The 17,112-nt window shown below is 71.3% G+C and carries 17 protein-coding genes and 1 tRNA gene; 1 reads left to right on the top strand and 17 read right to left on the bottom strand.

From position 1 onward, the window contains the following. Positions 1 to 390: 390 nt before the first annotated feature. Both KV097_RS03275 and KV097_RS03270 read right to left on the bottom strand, forming a co-directional pair. Positions 391 to 873 carry a tyrosine-type recombinase/integrase gene (locus tag KV097_RS03275; protein ID WP_220365067.1) on the bottom strand — a complete coding sequence of 161 codons (483 nt, stop codon included), beginning with the start codon at positions 871 to 873 and terminating at the stop codon, positions 391 to 393. 137 nt (positions 874 to 1,010) lie between these two features. Beyond that, positions 1,011 to 1,084: transfer RNA gene (locus tag KV097_RS03270), tRNA-Pro, on the bottom strand. 140 nt (positions 1,085 to 1,224) lie between these two features. Between KV097_RS03270 and KV097_RS03265 the strand changes: the two genes are divergently transcribed. Continuing rightward, on the top strand, positions 1,225 to 1,842 hold the full coding sequence (locus KV097_RS03265) for an alpha/beta fold hydrolase (RefSeq protein ID WP_220365066.1): 618 nt from the start codon (positions 1,225 to 1,227) through the stop codon (positions 1,840 to 1,842). Between the two features lie 39 nt (positions 1,843 to 1,881). On the opposite strand, the gene der is transcribed toward KV097_RS03265, so the two are convergent. From der to recN, 15 genes are all read right to left on the bottom strand, one after another. Continuing rightward, on the bottom strand, positions 1,882 to 3,231 hold the full coding sequence (gene der, locus KV097_RS03260; protein WP_220341814.1) for a ribosome biogenesis GTPase Der: 1,350 nt from the start codon (positions 3,229 to 3,231) through the stop codon (positions 1,882 to 1,884). Then, a complete protein-coding gene (gene cmk / locus KV097_RS03255) occupies positions 3,228 to 3,920 on the bottom strand; it encodes a (d)CMP kinase (protein ID WP_308289316.1) in 693 nt (230 codons plus the stop codon). Before cmk ends, der begins: the two co-directional genes overlap by 4 nt. A gap of 14 nt (positions 3,921 to 3,934) precedes the next feature. Beyond that, positions 3,935 to 5,017, bottom strand: a complete 1,083-nt coding sequence (locus KV097_RS03250) for a prephenate dehydrogenase (RefSeq protein WP_220341816.1) — start codon at positions 5,015 to 5,017, stop codon at positions 3,935 to 3,937. Further along, a complete protein-coding gene (locus KV097_RS03245; protein ID WP_220341817.1) occupies positions 5,014 to 5,754 on the bottom strand; it encodes a pseudouridine synthase in 741 nt (246 codons plus the stop codon). Before KV097_RS03245 ends, KV097_RS03250 begins: the two co-directional genes overlap by 4 nt. Further along, positions 5,747 to 6,451 (bottom strand): SMC-Scp complex subunit ScpB, encoded by a 705-nt coding sequence (gene scpB, locus KV097_RS03240; RefSeq protein ID WP_220365064.1) that lies wholly within the window; start codon positions 6,449 to 6,451, stop codon positions 5,747 to 5,749. The genes KV097_RS03245 and scpB overlap by 8 nt, the downstream gene beginning before the upstream one ends. Next, entirely contained in the window at positions 6,438 to 7,313 is an 876-nt protein-coding gene (locus KV097_RS03235; RefSeq protein WP_220365063.1) for a ScpA family protein, read from the bottom strand. The genes scpB and KV097_RS03235 overlap by 14 nt, the downstream gene beginning before the upstream one ends. Then, entirely contained in the window at positions 7,310 to 7,642 is a 333-nt protein-coding gene (locus KV097_RS03230; RefSeq protein ID WP_220341820.1) for a hypothetical protein, read from the bottom strand. The genes KV097_RS03235 and KV097_RS03230 overlap by 4 nt, the downstream gene beginning before the upstream one ends. Next, entirely contained in the window at positions 7,627 to 8,511 is an 885-nt protein-coding gene (locus KV097_RS03225; RefSeq protein WP_220345189.1) for a ParA family protein, read from the bottom strand. Before KV097_RS03225 ends, KV097_RS03230 begins: the two co-directional genes overlap by 16 nt. 86 nt (positions 8,512 to 8,597) lie before the next feature. After that, positions 8,598 to 9,536 (bottom strand): site-specific tyrosine recombinase XerD, encoded by a 939-nt coding sequence (gene xerD / locus KV097_RS03220; RefSeq protein WP_220365062.1) that lies wholly within the window; start codon positions 9,534 to 9,536, stop codon positions 8,598 to 8,600. Further along, positions 9,533 to 10,651: an alanine dehydrogenase gene (gene ald, locus KV097_RS03215; RefSeq protein WP_220341823.1), complete on the bottom strand. Its 1,119-nt coding sequence runs from the start codon at positions 10,649 to 10,651 to the stop codon at positions 9,533 to 9,535. The genes xerD and ald overlap by 4 nt, the downstream gene beginning before the upstream one ends. Positions 10,652 to 10,715: 64 nt before the next feature. Next, entirely contained in the window at positions 10,716 to 11,357 is a 642-nt protein-coding gene (locus KV097_RS03210) for an NUDIX domain-containing protein (RefSeq protein ID WP_220365061.1), read from the bottom strand. After that, complete coding sequence (locus KV097_RS03205) at positions 11,354 to 13,048, bottom strand: CTP synthase (RefSeq protein WP_220341825.1); 1,695 nt, start codon at positions 13,046 to 13,048, stop codon at positions 11,354 to 11,356. The genes KV097_RS03210 and KV097_RS03205 overlap by 4 nt, the downstream gene beginning before the upstream one ends. A gap of 193 nt (positions 13,049 to 13,241) precedes the next feature. Then, positions 13,242 to 14,138: a copper transporter gene (locus tag KV097_RS03200; RefSeq protein WP_220365060.1), complete on the bottom strand. Its 897-nt coding sequence runs from the start codon at positions 14,136 to 14,138 to the stop codon at positions 13,242 to 13,244. After that, a complete protein-coding gene (gene steA / locus KV097_RS03195; protein ID WP_220365059.1) occupies positions 14,138 to 15,304 on the bottom strand; it encodes a putative cytokinetic ring protein SteA in 1,167 nt (388 codons plus the stop codon). Before steA ends, KV097_RS03200 begins: the two co-directional genes overlap by 1 nt. Before the next feature lie 102 nt (positions 15,305 to 15,406). Continuing rightward, positions 15,407 to 17,110 carry a DNA repair protein RecN gene (gene recN, locus KV097_RS03190; RefSeq protein ID WP_220341828.1) on the bottom strand — a complete coding sequence of 568 codons (1,704 nt, stop codon included), beginning with the start codon at positions 17,108 to 17,110 and terminating at the stop codon, positions 15,407 to 15,409. Between the last annotated feature and the right edge of the window lie 2 nt (positions 17,111 to 17,112).

Raw genomic sequence — 17,112 nt, 5'->3', positions numbered from 1 at the left:
GCGGCGAGAGGGCGTTCGTGTGCGGAGGCCGGTTGAAGAGACTGTGGGTTTGAACGGCGGCCAGGCAACGCAGTATGAGCCGCATGCCCATCCGCTACGTCAGCCAGAATGAACTCATCGCGCTGCTACGAGACAGCCCCGACTTGCTGGCGGAGCGAGCACGTGCCTCGCTGGACCCTACGGACATGGAACTGGTGCCGGTTTCCTCCGGCACCTTAGATCTCAGGACGTACGCACGCTCATCGGCATGTCAGGACGTTGAGCACCCCCGCCAACAACGGTCACAACGCCGCCTTTGGGACGCGACCATCCGCGTCTGGATCTCCGCGATCCGCGCGATCCCGCCGATGACTGGACGCTTGTACGGGGGTCAGCGCCGATCGAGGCGGCTCAGAGTTCCGAGGTCGCGGCTGGTGCTGGTCGCGAGCGCTTCGCGGGGCGGATGTAGTGGTTGAGCAGCGTGCTGAGGTCGCGGTGGCGGGTCTGGGCGGCGATCCGTTCGATCGGGGCGCCGTTGAGCGACGCCGTGGTGGCGTGCCCGGCGCGAAGGGAGTGCCCGGTGACGGGGAGGCCCTCGAAGCCCGCCGCGTTGGCGCGGTCCTGGACGAGTCTGCTGACCGCTCGGGGGGCGATGCGTTCGGTGGTGGCGGTTCCGGATGCGTAGACCCGGGTGAAGAGCGCCGTGGCCTGCGGGGGGCGGACCTTGAGCCAGGCTTCCAGGGCGCCGATGGGGTCGGTCTGACGGTGTTGGCCGCGGGCGACGCCGACGAGCTGGCCGTGGCCGTCCTGGTCGGTCTTGGAACGCCGGACGGCCACCAGGATGCCGGTGGGCTTGGTGAGAGCCGCAATAGCAGGGGCGGTGTGGTTCGTCATGGACCACACTCCCCTACCTCCGGCTACCCGTCGTCCGAGTCGGGAGAAGTAGCCTCCGGGAAGGAGGGTTCTGGAGGGTGTATCAAATCTCAGACGCTTCAGGCTCGGAGATCACAGATCTCCGAGCCTGAAATCGGTCGGGCTGACAGGATTTGAACCTGCGACCCCTTGACCCCCAGTCAAGTGCGCTACCAAGCTGCGCCACAGCCCGAAGGCCCAGAAACGCGTCCTGGACCCGACAAGCAACATTAGCAGCCGTCCCGAACCCGTTCGACACTGCCTACGAGGTCGCGCGAGGTGCCGAGCGCGGGGACGGACGACCCTGCTTGACAGCCGCCGTACGGTCGCCTCATGGCGCCGCCGCTGGTCCTGCTGCCCTCGCTGGGCGAGACGCGTGCGAGCTGGGACGCCCTCATGCCCGCCCTCTCCCGAGGGCGCGAGGTCCACGCGATCGACCTCCGTGGACATGGGGACGCGCCTTGGGAGCCCCCGTACACGTTGGACCGGATGCGTGACGACGTCATCGACCTGCTCGATGCGCAGGGCATCGACCAGGTCGACCTCGTCGGCCACTCGCTCGGCGGAGCCATCGCGTGCCAGCTCGCCGCGACGTATCCGAGCCGGGTGCGTCGTCTCGTCCTCGAAGACGTCGGCGCGCTACGACCGCGCACCCCGAGCACCCCTCAGCGGCCCGACGGACCGCTGCCCTTCGACTGGGACGTGGTCCTTGCCGTCCGCCGCCAGATCGACGGCCCGGACCCCTCGTGGCGCGAGGATCTCGCGCGTGTCACGGCACCGACGCTCGTCCTCGCCGGTGGCCCCACCAGCCACGTCCCGGACGACACCATCGACGAGCTGGTGCACCGAGTCCCCGACGCGCGCCGCGTCACCATCGACGTCGGCCACCTGATCCACGCCCGGGCTCCCCAGGCATGGCTGGACACCGTGCTGCCGTTCCTCGACGGCTGAGCCTCGCGAGGCGATCGATCCCACGCGAGGCGCCTGACGTCAGCGGCGCTTGCGCTTCTCCCGTACGCGCTGGGTCAGGTGGATCGGCGATCCCTCGAACCCGAACTCCTCACGCAGCCGGCGCTCGATGAACCGGATGTACTGGTCCTCGAGCTTGCCCGACGTGAAGAGGACGAACGTGGGCGGCGCCACGCTGGCCTGGGTCCCGAAAAGCACCTTGGCCTGCTTCCCGCTGCGCACCGGGTGGGGGTGCTCGGCGACCAGACGGCCCAGGAAGGTGTTGAGGAGCCCCGTCGGGACGCGGGTGTACCAGCCGTCGAGCGCGGTGTTGAGCGCGCGCACGATGCGGTCGACGTGCCAGCCCGTCAGCGCCGTGATGTTGACCCGGGGCGCCCACTGGACCTGAACCAGCTCGCGGGTCATCTCGCGGTCGAGGTAGTAGCGGCGCTCGTCGTCGACGAGGTCCCACTTGTTGAACGCGAGGACCAGTGCGCGCCCCGCCTCCTCGACCTGGCGGATGATCCGTAGGTCCTGCTCCGAGATCGGCTCGCTCGAGTCGATGACGACGACGGCGACCTCGGCCCGCTCGATGGCCGTCGCGGTGCGCAGGCTCGCGTAGTACTCGTGGCCCGACGCCTCCTTGACCCGGCGGCGGATGCCGGCGGTGTCGATGAAGCGCCAGAGCTCGTCACCGAGCTCGACCAGCTCGTCGACCGGGTCGACGGTGGTGCCGGCGACGCTGTCCACGACCACCCGCTCCGAGCCGGCGATCCTGTTGAGGAGGCTCGACTTGCCGGCGTTGGGCCGGCCGACCAGGGCGACCCGGTGCGGTCCCTCGTCCTCGTCGTCGGTCTCCTGCGGTGCGTCGGGGAGGATCTCCAGGATGATGTCGAGGAGGTCGCCGGCGCCTCGGCCGTGGAGGGCGGAGACAGGGAACGGCTCACCGAGGCCCAGGTTCCACAAGGTCGCCGCCTCGAGCTCTCCTCGCTCGTCGTCGACCTTGTTGGCGACCAGGACGACGGGCTTGCCCGAACGACGGAGGACCTTGACGACCTGCTCGTCGGCATCGGTGATGCCCACGGTCGCATCGACGACGAACATGACGGCGTCGGCCGCGGAGACCGCCACCTCCGCCTGCGCCGCGATGCGCTCGGCGAGACCTCGGGCGTCGGGATCCCAGCCGCCGGTGTCGACCACGGTGAACTCGCGTCCGCTCCACTCGGCGTCGTACGAGACCCGGTCGCGGGTCACGCCGGGGACGTCCTGGACGACGGCCTCGCGTCGCCCCAGGATGCGGTTGACCAGCGTCGACTTGCCGACGTTGGGGCGGCCGACGACGGCGAGTACGGGGACCCGTCCGCTGTCGGACTCGTTGACGGGATCGGTCATGGGGTGGTTCCTCCGAGAGCAGGGGCGGCCTTCGCAGCGAGGCGGACGACCTCGTCGATGACCTCGTCGAGCGTCAGATGGGTGGTGTCGAGCTGGATCGCGTCGTCAGCCCTGGCGAGGGGCGACGTCGTACGAGACGAGTCGATCGCGTCCCTGCGTTGGAGCGACGCAGCCGTCGCCTCGACGTGAGCGGCCTCTGCCTGCCCCTGCTCGGCCGCCCGCCGAGCGGCGCGGGCGTTCGTGTCGGCCACGAGGAAGACCTTGAGCGGAGCGTCGGGGGCCACGACGGTGCCGATGTCTCGACCCTCGAGGACGATCCCCTCCGAGGCCGCGATCGTCTCGCGCTGCAGCCTGACCAGGCGTTCGCGAACCTCCGGGACCCGGCTCACCTGGCTGACGGCATCGGTGACCTCCTGGCTGCGGATCGGACCGGAGACGTCGACACCGTCGACGGTGATCGTCGGAGCCTGCGGATCGGTGCCGGAGACGATGGTCGCGTCCGCGGCCGCGGCGGCGACCGCGGCGGCATCCTCGACGTCGGCGCCCCGCTGCAGCACCGCCCAGGTCAGGGCGCGGTACATCGCCCCGGTGTCGAGGTAGGCCAGGCCGAGCCGCGTCGCGACGCCTCGGGCCGTGCTCGACTTGCCGGACCCGGACGGGCCGTCGAGAGCGATGACAACAGGGGGCACAGAGAGGTCCTTCCTCACAGGTGGGCAGTCCAACCGCGCTCGGTGAGCGCGGCCGCGAGCTCGTCGGCGCGCTCGGAGCGGACGGTGATCTCCGCGACACCGACCGGTCGGCCGAGGTCGTGGTCGATACGCAGATCCTCGATGTTCACTCCCGATTGTCCCGTATCGCGGAAAAGGCGCCCGAGCTCGCCCGGTTGGTCGGGCACCTGGATGAACACGGTGGCCAGCGCGGCGGGCGTCTCCTCGCCGTGCTTGCCCGGGATCAGACGGGTGCCGGAGACACCGCGGCCGAGCACGTCCTCGATCGTCTGGCGGCGTTCGATGCCGTCGAGGAGCTCGTCAAGGTCGTCGCGCACACCTCGCAGCAACTCCACCAGCGGCAGCCTGTTCGCGTAGAGAATCTGGCGCCAGAGGCCGGGATCGCTGCCGGCGATGCGGGTCACGTCGCGCAGACCCTGGCCGGCCAGGGCAAGGTGGTCGGTCGGACCTCCGTGCAGGCGCGCGGCCGTCAGGACCGACATCACCTGCGGCAGGTGGGAGACACGCGCGACGGCGACGTCGTGCTCGTCCGGTGGCATCTCGACGAGCGTCGCCCCGGCCGTACGGCCGAGGTCACGGACGAGCTCCATGGCGGCGTCGGAGACGGCGGCGTGCGGGGTGATCGCCCAGGCACGCCCTTCGAAGAGGTTCTCGGAGGCGGCCGTCGGGCCGGACCGCTCGCTGCCCGCCATCGGGTGGCTCCCGACGTAGCGTTCGAGGCCATCGGTCCCGGCCGACGCGAGCGCCTGCAACGGCGGCAGCTTCACGCTGGCGACGTCGGTGACGACGGCGTCCGGCCACTCCCCCAGCGCCTCGGCGACGACCTCGGCGACGTAGTCCGGTGGAACGGCGACGACGACGAGCGCCACCCTCTCGGGAGCGGCCAGCGTGCCCGCGCCGAGCATCTCGGCGGTGCGCGCGTGCTCCGGTCTGGTGTCTCGCAGGTGCACCTCGGCGCCCGACCGCGTGAGCGCCAGCGCCAGCGAGGTGCCTACGAGTCCGCAGCCCACGACGAGGACGGGACCCGGGAGAGCACGGGACTGCGGGGCGGAGGTCACAGCTTCACGCTATCCAACAGGACCCCGAGCTCGTCCGACGTCAGGTCGCGCAGCTCCCCTGGCTTCATCCCGCCGAGGTGGATCCCCCCGAACGCCGTCCGGGTGAGCTTCACGACCGGGTGGCCGACGGCCTCCATCATGCGGCGCACGATCCGGTTGCGGCCGAGGTGGATGTCGAGCTCGACGATGCTCCGGTCGGCCGTCGTCTGCTTCACCGCGAACCGGTCGACGCGCACGGGTCCGTCGTCGAGCTCGATCCCGTCCTTCAGCCGTCGCCCGAGCCCGCGGGTGACCTCGCCCTCGACCTCGGCGACGTAGGTCTTGGTGATCTCGAACGAGGGGTGCGCCATCCGGTTCGCGAACTCGCCGTCGTTGGTGAGCAGCAGCAGTCCGCTGGTGTCGGTGTCGAGCCGGCCGACGTGGAAGAGCCGCTCCGGTCGGTCGGCGACGTACGACGAGAGGTCGCTCCGGCCGTGCTCGTCGCTCATGGTCGACACGACGCCGCGCGGCTTGTTGAGCACGAGGTACGCCTTGTCCGACGCCGGTGGGATGCGTTTGCCGTCGACGTGGATGACGTCGGTCGCGGGGTGCACGCGCAGGCCCATCACGGTGACGACCTCGCCGTTGACCGTGACGCGGCCCGCGGCCATCAGGTCCTCGCTGGCGCGACGCGAGCCCACCCCGGCCTGCGCGAGGACCTTCTGCAGACGGACACCGTCGGGGTGCTGCTCAGACATGCTCGTCTCCTTCAGGTTCGGCGCCTTCACCCTCGGGCGCCTCGGGGGTCACCGGTGCGGCGCCGCCGCCGAGGACCTCGGGATCGTCCATGTCCTCCATGCTCGGCAGGAACGGCGCCAGGTCGGGCAGCTCGTCGAGGCTGGAGAGTCCCATCCGCTCGAGGAAGTACGGAGTCGTCGCATAGAGCACGGCTCCGGTCTCGCTGTCGGTCCCGGCCTCGGCGACCAGCCCACGCGTCACGAGCGTGCGCATGACGCCGTCGACGTTGACGCCGCGGATCGCCGAGACCCGCGCCCGCGAGACCGGCTGACGGTACGCGACCACGGCCATCGTCTCCAGCGCCGCCTGCGTCAGGCGGGCCTGCTGACCCTCCAGCACGAAGCGCTCGACCGCTCCCCCGTACTCGGCCCTGGTGAAGAAGCGCCAGCCGCCGGCGATCCTGCGCAGCTCGAACCCACGGCCCTCATCGTCGTAGGAGCGCGCGAGCTCGACGAGCTCCGTCTCCACCACGGCGGGAGGGTGCCCGACGGCCGACGCGAGGGTGACGTGGTCGAGGGGCTGGTCGGCGACCATGAGGACGGCCTCGAGCGCGGGGCGCAACGGGTACGCCTCGGGCGGCTCCTCCGGTTCCTGCGGGTCCTCCGGGTTCGGCTGATCGGCAGGACCGGTCGGCCCGGTCGCGTCACTGTCGTCCATCTGCATCCTCGGTCTCGGGGACATCCCCGGCTCGTGCCCCGTCGTGTACGTCGTCCGGTGCGCCCACGGGTACGGCGTCGGACTCGTCGAACTCCGCGCTCACCTCGACCTCGCCGTCCTCTGTGCCCGTCCACCGGATCGTGAGCTCGCCGAGCGGCGTGACCTGGTCGAACGAGACGACGCTCTCGCGGAACAGCTCCAGGAGCGCGAGGAACCGTGCCACCTTGGTCAACGTGTCCGGGGCGTCGGCCACCAGCGCGCGGAAGGTCATCGAGGTGCCGCGCCGCAGCCGCTCGACGACCAGGACCGCCTGCTCTCTGACACTGACCTGTGGTGCGTGCAGGTGCGTCAGCGAGAGAACCTGCGGCACCTTCGGCTGCATGGCTCTCGCGGCGAGCAGGGCAAGATCGTCCGGACCGATGCTGATCAGCACCTCGGGCAGCAGCGTGGCGAAGCGGGGCTCCAGCGCCACCGACCGAGGGAACCGCTTCGACTCCTCCGCCAGCCGCGCCTGCATCCGCGCCGCGACCAGCTTGAACGCGCGGTACTGGAGCAGCCGGGCGAACAACAGGTCGCGTGCCTCGAGCAGCGCCAGGTCCTCCTCGTCCTCGACGTCGGCCTGCGGCAGGAGCCGTGCGGCCTTGAGGTCGAGCAAGGTCGAGGCGACGAGGAGGAACTCGGTCGTCTGCTCGAGGTCGCCGTCCGGGCCCATCGCCTTGAGGTGGGCGATGAACTCGACGGTGACCTTGGACAGCGCGATCTCGGTGATGTCGAGCTTGTGCTTGGCGATCAGCTGCAGCAGCAGGTCGAACGGACCCTCGTACGCGTCGAGGTGCACGACGAACCCAGCGGGTTCGCTCACGTCGCCCCGAGTCGCCGGGCGAGCTCGCCGTCGGCACCGTTCTCGGCGTACTCAGCCAGCGCCATCGCGACCGCCTCGCGGATCAGCCGTCCGCGGTCCAACGTCTGTCCGAGGTCGCGCCGCAGCTCCAGGCGGGCCGCCTCGAGATCGAGGAGCTCCGCGGAGTTCATGTAGACGGTGACCTTGCTGTCGTGCTTGACCCGCCCGCCGCGGCGTCCGGCGTCCGCGGCCCCGTCGCCCTCTGCGGACGCAGCAGAGCCTGGGTGCTCCGGGGCGGTGGTCGGTCGGAACAGCTCGTCGGCGCCAGGCAGCTTCACACGCCGGGGCACCGGACGAGCACCTCCCGAGCAAGCTGGCGATAGGCCTCGGCACCCTTGGACTCGGGTGCGAAATCAGTGATCGGCTCCCCCGCCACGGTGGCGTCGGAGAACTTCACCGTACGGCGGATGACGGTGTGGAAGACCTTGTCTCCCCACCCGTCGACCAGGGTCTGCAGCACCTCTCGGCTGTGGAGCGTCCGGCTGTCGTACATCGTCCCGAGGAGACCGATGATGTCCAGGTCGAAGTTGGTGCGCTGGCGGACCTTCTCGATCGTCTCCTTGAGCAGCGCCACACCGCGCAGCGCGAAGTATTCGCACTCGAGCGGGATCAGGACGCCGTCGGAGGCGGTCAGCGCGTTGACGGCGAGCAGGCCGAGCGACGGCTGGCAGTCGATGAGGATGACGTCGTAGTCGTTGAGGACCGGCCGGAGCATCCGGGCCAGCGTCTGCTCGCGGCCCACCTCGTGCACCAGGCTCATCTCGGCGCCCGACAGGTCGATGCTCGACGGCAGCAGGTGGAGGTTGGCGGTGCGGGTCTTGAGCAGCACGTCCGGCACGTCGACGTCGTCGTGCATGAGCAGGTGGTAGACCGTGGCCTCGAGATCGTGGGCCGGGAAGCCGAGGCCGACGGTCAGGGAGGCCTGCGGGTCGAAGTCGACGAGGAGGACCCGACGACCTGCCTCGGCCAGCGCGGCACCGAGGTTGATGGCCGTCGTCGTCTTGCCGACGCCGCCCTTCTGGTTGCACAGGGCGATGACGTAGGCGGGTCCTCCGCTCGGGGGTCCCGCGGCGGGGAACTCCGGCATGGGCCGGCCGGTCGGGCCGATCTCGGCGCCGGCCGACGGGAGCTCGCTGAGCAGATCGCGGTGCTGGTTCATGCGCTCTCGATCCCGTGGTGGTGGCTGACTGGACTGTACCAAGTCGACAAGTCTCCACCCTGGCGCCGCGCGGCGTGTCGGCGGCGCTACGCGAGGGCGCGTGGATGTGCCGTGGCATACACCTCGCGCAGCTTGTCGATGGTCACCAGCGTGTAGACCTGCGTCGTGGTGACCGAGGCGTGCCCGAGCAGCTCCTGGACGACGCGGACGTCGGCGCCCCCGTCCAGCAGATGGGTGGCGTAGGAATGGCGGAGCGTGTGCGGCGAGACGTCGACGGTGATGCCGGCCCGTTGTGCAGCCTTCGCGAGAACCGCCCAGGCGCTCTGCCTCGACAGCCGACCGCCTCGGGAGTTGAGGAAGATCGCTCCTCCCGGGGTCCGCGCGCTCACCAGTCCCGGCCGCACTCCTTCGAGATAAGCCCGTACGGCCTCCTGGGCGAAGCGCCCGACCGGGACGATGCGCTGCTTGCCGCCCTTGCCGCGCAGCAGCACCTCACCGGCCTCGAGATCGAGGTTGTCGACGTCGAGCCCGACGGCCTCCGAGATCCGGGCACCCGTGCCGTACAGGAGCTCCAGCAGGGCCCGGTCACGTGTCGCCAGCGCGGTGCCCGCCGATCCGGAGGCGTCCAGCAACGCCTCGACCTCCTCGACCGCGAGGGCCTTGGGAAGTCGCCGCGGCGGTGCCGGTGGCTTCACCTCCGCCGCGGCGTCGCGTCCGATGACGCCCTCGCGGAGCGCGAACTTGTGAAGGCCCCGGGCCGCGACGAGCGTGCGGGCCGCGCTGGGCGCGCTGAGCGGCGGATGGTCGTCGTCTCCCTCCCGCAGCGCGGCGAGGAAGTCCGTCACGTCGGCCTCCGCGATCTCGTCCAGGGACGCGATCCCCCGCTCCCGGAGATAGGCGGAGTAGCGGCGCAGGTCCCTGCGGTACGAGGAGAGCGTGTTGGCGGCGAGGCCCCGCTCGACGCCCAGGTGGCTGAGGTACTCCTCGACGAGCCGACCAACGTCGCTTCGGCCGGCTTCGCTCACGAGACCCCCACGACCGCGTCGGGCGAGACGTACGTCATGGCGTGCGCCTCCGCGACCCCCTCGTTGGTCACCGAGCCGTCGTGGACGTTGAGACCGGCGCGGAGGGCAGGGTCCAGCCGCAGCCCCTCGCGCCACCCGTGCTCGGCGAGCGCCAGGACGTACGGCATGGTCACGTTGGTCAGCGCGTACGTCGACGTGTGCGGCACCGCACCAGGCATGTTCGCGACGCAGTAGAACACCGACCGCTCGACCGCGAACGTCGGCGCGAGGTGCGTGGTCGGACGCGAGTCCTCGAAGCAGCCGCCCTGGTCGATCGCGATGTCGACGAGCACGCTGCCGGGTCGCATCGTGGCGACCATCTCGTGGGTCACCAGGCGCGGCGCCTTGGCTCCCGGGACGAGCACCGCGCCGATGACGAGATCGGCCTCAGCCACCGCGCCCTCGACCTGATAGCGGTTCGAGGCGACGGTCTGGAGCCGTCCGCCGAACTCCGCGTCGAGCTGGCGCAGCCGGCCGACGTTGATGTCGAACAGGGAGACACGTGCCCCCATGCCGAGCGCGATCGCGGCAGCGTTGCGGCCGGACACGCCCCCACCGAGGACGACGACGTCGGCCGGATGCACTCCGGGCACGCCGCCCATGAGCACGCCGCGGCCCTCGGGGGCCAGCAGGTGGTAGGCACCCACCTGAGACGCGAGGCGTCCCGCCACCTCGCTCATCGGCGCGAGGAGCGGGAGCGCCCGGTCGGCGGTCTGCACGGTCTCGTACGCGATCGCCGTGGTCCCGGCCGCCAGCAACGCCTCGGTGCACTCTCGCGACGCGGCGAGGTGCAGGTAGGTGAAGAGCACCTGGTCGGGTCGCAGCCGGGCGTACTCCTCGGGGATCGGCTCCTTGACCTTCAGCAGCATGTCAGCGGCCGCCCAGACCCCCTCGGCACCGGGGAGGATGTCAGCCCCGGCACGCACGAACTCGTCGTCGGAGATCGAGGAGCCCTCGCCGGCTCCGGCCTCGACGAGCACGTCGTGGCCCGCCTCCCGAAGCTCACGCACTCCCGCCGGGGTGATCGCGACGCGGTACTCGTGGACCTTGACCTCGCGTGGGACGCCGATCCTCATCGTGCACTCCTCCCGGACCGCTCATGACAGCGTTGCCGCTGGGCGGTCGTCGACACAGCCGATCCTAGGCGGACGTGTCCCCGTGTGCGCGCACCTGACCCGCCAGCAGCCCAGCGACGGCCAGGGCGTTGGTGATCCGCCCGTCGAGCACGGCCGCGACCGCGTCGCCCAGCGGGACCCACACGCTCGTCATGTCGGCCTCCTCGTCCAGCCGCTCGGTGCGGGCGTCATCGGCGACGGCCTCGAGCCCTTGCGCGAGGTAGACCTCGACCCGCTCGTCGGTGAATCCGGGCGACGAGCGGAGGGTGACGAGGTGCGACCACTCCGAGGCGACGAGGTCCGTCTCCTCGGCCAGCTCGCGCGCCGCGGCGTCGGCGGCCGACTCGCCCTCGATGTCCAGGAGCCCGGCCGGGAGCTCGACGAGCCGCTCTCGGACGGGATGCCTGTACTGCTCGAGCAGGAGGACGCGCCCCTGGTCGTCGAGCGCCACCACTCCCACCGCGTCGTCGTGGCGGACGGTCGTCCGGTTGATCGTGCCGCCCTCGGGCGTCTCGACCTGATCCAGGACGACGTCGACGAACGCCGACGCGTACGGGGTCTCGCTGCTGCGGACCTGCCACGACTCGGCGCGGTCCTCGAGCTGCTCGCCCGGAGCGAGCAGGAAACCGGGCAGGGTGGGATGCGCGACGCGCGTCGCCGCGCTCACGCGGTGACTTCGGCGGGACGTCGACGCAGACCCGACTCGTCGACCGGCAGACGCATCTCGCGCTGCCGGGCGAGCGCCGCAGCGACAAGACCGGCGAACAGCGGGTGCGGACGGGTCGGGCGCGACCGCAGCTCGGGGTGCGCCTGGGTGCCCACGTAGTACGGGTGGACCTCGCGCGGCAGCTCGACGAACTCGACCAGGTGGTTGTCGGGCGAGACGCCGGAGAACGACAGCCCGGCCTTCTCGAGCGTGTCGCGGTAGCCGTTGTTGACCTCGTAGCGGTGCCGGTGGCGCTCCTCGACCTCGGTGGCGCCGTACGCCTCCGCGACGACCGAACCCGGCGTCAGGCGAGCGGCGTAGAGACCGAGACGCATCGTGCCGCCGAGGTCGCCGGCGCCCTCGACGTACGCCTCCTGCTCGGCCATCGTCGCGATGACGGGGTGCTCGGTGGCGGGGTCGAACTCCGTCGAGCTGGCGTCGGGGATGTCGGCGAACGAGCGCGCGTACTCGATGACCATGCACTGCAGGCCGAGGCAGAGCCCGAGGGTGGGCACCTGGTGCTCGCGCGTCCAGGTCAGCGCACCGAGCTTGCCCTCGATGCCGCGGATGCCGAACCCGCCGGGGACGCACACGGCGTCGACGTCGCCGAGCCACTGCTGAGCGCCTGCCGGCGTGGCGCACTCGTCGGACGGCACCCACTTCACGCGGACCTTGGCGTCGTGCTCGAAGCCGCCGGCCCGCAGCGCCTCGACCACCGAGAGGTAGGCGTCGGGAAGGTCGACGTACTTGCCGACGAGCGCGACGGTGACCTCCTCCTCCGGCTCGTGGACGCGGCGCAGGAGCTGGTCCCACTGCTTCCAGTCGACGTCACGGAACGGGAGGTCGAGACGGCGTACCACGTAGGCGTCGAGGCCCTCGGTGTGCAGGACCTTCGGGATGTCGTAGATCGACGGCGCGTCGATCGCGTTGACGACCGCCTCGGCGTCGACGTCGCACATCAGCGAGATCTTGCGCTTGACGCTCACCGGGACCTCCCGGTCGGAGCGGCACACGATGGCGTCGGGCTGGATGCCGATCGAGCGCAGGGCGGCCACCGAGTGCTGTGTCGGCTTGGTCTTGAGCTCCCCCGACGGACCGATGTAGGGGACGAGCGAGACGTGCAGGAAGAAGCAGTTGTCGCGGCCGATCTCGTGGCGGACCTGGCGCGCGGACTCGAGGAACGGCTGCGACTCGATGTCACCGACGGTGCCACCGATCTCGTGGATCACCACGTCGACGGCAGGCCCGCCCATGGTGAGCATGCGGTCCTTGATCTCGTTGGTGATGTGCGGGATCACCTGGACGGTGTCGCCGAGGTAGTCGCCACGACGCTCACGGGCGATGACCTCGGAGTAGACCTGACCCGTCGTCACGTTGGCGCGACCGACGAGGTCCTCGTCGAGGAACCGCTCGTAGTGGCCGATGTCGAGGTCGGTCTCGGCCCCGTCGTTGGTGACGAACACCTCGCCGTGCTGGAACGGGTTCATGGTGCCCGGGTCGACGTTGAGGTAGGGGTCGAGCTTCTGCATCGTGACGCGCAGACCGCGGGACTTGAGGAGCCGGCCCAGGCTGGACGCCGTGAGGCCCTTGCCGAGCGAGGAAGCCACGCCGCCGGTGACGAAGACGTGCTTGGTGGGCACCGAGTTTGCCAAGGGAACTCCCGTGATCGTGTGGGTTGCCGGGTCGGCGTCCGGTTGGTCCGGACGACGCGTGACACGTCAGTGGAACACAGGCGGATCAATGCACATGTTCACGGGATTTCACCCTATCAAGGTCCGGCAACGTCCGGGACCTCCGCGGGGCGTGGCGCGTGCGACCTGCGACACTCGGCCGGCCAGGCCGAGGTCATCCGGGCGTTGGCAGATCACCGTCGGCCGCGCCCGAGGTGCCGAAGTGTCCGGCCTTCCCGCTGCTCTCCTGCTGCAGGGCGGTCACGAGGGCGACGTCTCCGAACGGCACCCCGACCACGTCGACCGTCGACACGCTCTCGGCAGACGGCGACGCGCGGACGGCCTCGACCGCGCCGTCGGGGGCACCCGAGCCCACCGGGCCGACCACGAGGCTCCCCAGGCCCGCTGAGTCCATCCCGGAGACCATGGTGGCCAACAGCTCACCGCGTCCACTCTCGAAGGTCTCGTCCGTCCCCGCGACCACCAGCGCCAGCTGAGCGCGCGACGCCGGCGCCTGCGCGGTCCCCACCAGCTTCGCCTCGGTGAGTGCCGAGACGATCGTCTGCGCGGGGGCGTCCACCGCGGTCGTCGCCTTCGCCGCGAGCCCACGTCCCAGCGCGGCTCCGACCACCTCGTAGTTGGCGAGCCCATCGGTCGGCGTGTCGGTCACGCCCTTCAAGGTCTGCTGGGCGACGCCTACAGCGAACTGGCGGTCAGCAGGGTCGAGCATGCGGTCGGTGACGGCCACCGAACCGACCACGGTGGCTCCGGCCGCCTTCAGTGCGGCGTCGACGGAGTCGACGGTCGAGTCCGCGGCCCCAGGCAGGGTGACCATCACGACCGACCTGCCGGTGAGCCGGCCGGCCAGCGGTGCCGCACCGAGCTGGTCGCGGTAGGCCTCGGCGAGGCCGCGGGCAGCGACGTCCTCAGGAGTGTCCTCGGCCGACCTGGAGGTTTCCGCGGCGGCGGGCGGGGCCTCGGCACCGTCGAGCACACCGGTCCCGAGAGCGATCCCGCCGGCGAGAGCGAGCAGGAGCGCAGCGGCGACGACGAGCAGCGAGCGGACGGGCATCAGGCACGGGCTTCCTGGATCGCGGTGGACAGCCAGTCGCGGGCGGAGTCGAACCACTCTCCCCCGACCGGGGTGGTCGCGATCGCCGCCCCCAGGGCGACCAGGGCGACGAGCAGGACCAGGAGCACCTGGAGCCAGGTGAACCGCGGACGGTGAAGCCCTGTGATCGCCTTGGCGTCCACGAGCGTCGCGCCGAGGCGAAGGCGGGTGAGGAACCGGGTGGCGCCTCCCGAGCGGGCGGAGTCGAGGAACTCCTCGAGAGTCCCGAAGCCGCCGACGGTCACGACGACCCGGGCGCCCCGCGCATCCGCGAGGAGCAGCGCCGCCTCCTCCGACCCGCTAGCACCGGGAAAGCCCACCGACGTGCGCTGCAGTCGCTCCAGGCGCTCCTCCGACTCCGCGTGACGACGAGACCCCGTGACGACGACCTCCCCGGCGACCCGCAGGGTGCGATCGCTCATCTGCGCGATGTCACCCACCACGACCGCCGGTTCGTAGCCCGCGGCCATCAGCGCGTCGGCGCCGGAGTCGACACCGACCAGGACCGGCTTGCGCTCCTTCAGATAGCGCTTCATCGACCGGATCTCGGCGCGGGCGTCCGCGCCCGGCAGCACGACGACGACCTCGCGACCGGCGAGGCTCGTGGTGAGCTCCGGCACGCCGACGCCCTCGAGGAGCATGGCGTGCTCGCGGCGCAGGTACTCGCCGCTGTTGGCCGCCAGCGTCTCCATCTGCCTCGACATGCCGTTGCGTCCGCGGCTCAGCAGCTCCTCGACCGCCGTCGCGTCCACGAGCGTGCCCTCGGCCACGGGCTCGTCGCCACGGACGAGCCTCGTCCCGTCGAGTCCGACCGTTTCGCCGTCCTTGAGCGACGTGAGGACCTCGGAGCCGACGGCGTCGAGCAGAGGGACGCCCGCACCCACCAGCACCTGGGGGCCGAGATTCGGATAGCGCCCCGTGCTGGAGGTGGCGGCGTTGACGACCGCGACGACCCCCCGCTCACGGAGCTCTTCGGCGGCACTGCGGTCCAGGTCCGGCAGGTCCGCCACGGCCACGTCGCCGGAGCGGACGCGTCTGATGTCTCGTGCGCTGCGTACGAGGCGTACCGGTCCCATGACGTCGAGGTCGGTGTCGCGAGGCGTACGGCGGAGGTTCAGCAGGCTCACCGACGCCATGCTGCCACCGGCCCTGCGGGGATCGGCGCACCCTGGGCCGTCCGGCGTGTCCGGATTGGCCCGCTCAGGGCGCACCGTCAGCGCGCTCCACCGTCAGCGGAGGGCGCGATCCTCCGCCGCCAGGTCGACGAGCTCACGGGCGTGGGCCTCGGCCGTCGCCGACCCCTCCAGCCCGGCGAGCATCCGTGACAGCTCCGCCACGCGTGCGTCGTCGTCGAGCAGGCCGACCCCGCTCGTGGTGACCGTGCCGTCGTCGGACTTGAGCACGTGGTAGTGCCGGTCTCCGAACGCCGCGACCTGCGGCAGGTGGGTCACGACGAGGACCTGGGCGTTCGCCGCGAGCCGGGCCAGCCGACGCCCCACCTCGATGGCAGCGCGTCCCCCGATCCCGGCGTCGACCTCGTCGAAGACGAACGTCGGCACGCTGGCGCGGTCGGCCAGCACCACCTCGAGCGCCAGCATCACGCGGGAGAGCTCTCCGCCGCTGGCTCCCTTGGCGAGAGGCCGAGGGGCCGCACCAGCGTTGGCGGCCAGCAGCATCTCGACCGCGTCCACACCGTCAGGACCGAGATCGGCCGGCGTCGGCGAGGCCGGCGCGTCCACCTGCACGTCGAGCCGCGCGTGGGGCATCGCGAGCGCCTCGAGCTCCGCACCGACCTCGGCCGCCAGGCGTACGGCCGACTCGCGGCGACGGGCGGTGATCGTCGCCGCCTGCGCGAGCAGCTCGCTCTCCAGGGCCGCGATCTCGTCCGCGAGCTCGGCGATGCGACCGTCGTCGCCCTGCAGCGTCGTCACGCGGACCTGCGCCTCCTCGGCCCAACGAAGGACGTCAGCCACCGTGGGACCGTACTTGCGGGTCAGCCCGGCCAGGGCCGCCCGACGCTCGGACACCCCCGCCAGCCGTGCCGGGTCGACCTCCACGCCGTCGGAGTACGAGGCCAGCTCGCCCGCGACGTCGCTGACGGTGAACCGCACCTCGTCCAGCCGGCGCGCCTGGACGTCGAGAGCCGGGTCGTGCTCGCGGACGCCGTCGAGCAGGGCGCTCGCACGGCCCAGCAGGTCGAGCACGTCGGAGGCGTCGTCGGTGTCGGACAGCAGACTGTGCGCCTCCGCGGCGGCGAGAGCGAGCGACTCCGCGTGGGCGAGTCGCGCCTCCTCGATGCGGAGCGCGTCGTCCTCCCCCTCCTCAGGGGCGACGGCCGCGATCTCGTCGAGACCGAAGACGAGGACGTCGAGCTCGCGGGCGCGTTCCTGGCCGGCCGACGTCAGGTCGTCGAGCGTGCGGCGTGCTTCGAGCAGCCGGGAGTAGGCCGGTCGGTAGTCCTCCAGCAGCGCCTCGACGTCACCGAAGCGGTCGAGCGCCGCACGCTGGGCACCCGTCCGCAGCAGCCGGTGCTGGTCCGACTGTCCGTGGACCGCCACCAGCTGCTCGCTCAGGCGGGCCAGCATCCCGGCGGGCACCGACGCGCCGCCGAGGTACGCCCGGGAGCGGCCGTCCTTGCCGATCGTCCGGGCCAGGACGAGCTCGTCGCCCTCGGTCTCCGCAGGCGTCTCGTCGAGGAGCGCCCGGACCCCGGGCAGCGCCCCGACGTCGACGGTCGCCTCGACCCGCAGCCGGTCCGCGCCGTGCCGGACCAGCCCGGAGTCCGCGCGCGACCCGCGCAGCAGTCCGAGTGCGGTCACGACCATGGTCTTGCCCGCACCCGTCTCGCCGGTGATGACCGTGAGCCCGGGACCGAGCTCGAGCTCGGCGTCGGCGATCACGCCCAGCGACGACAGCCTGATCTCCTGCCACACGA

Origin of the sequence: Mumia sp. zg.B17 (assembly GCF_019550915.1) — a bacterium.
Taxonomy (GTDB): Bacteria; Actinomycetota; Actinomycetes; order Propionibacteriales; family Nocardioidaceae; genus Mumia.
The sequence above is the reverse complement of the archived record's forward strand: the minus strand, read 5'-3'. Positions and strand labels throughout refer to the sequence as shown.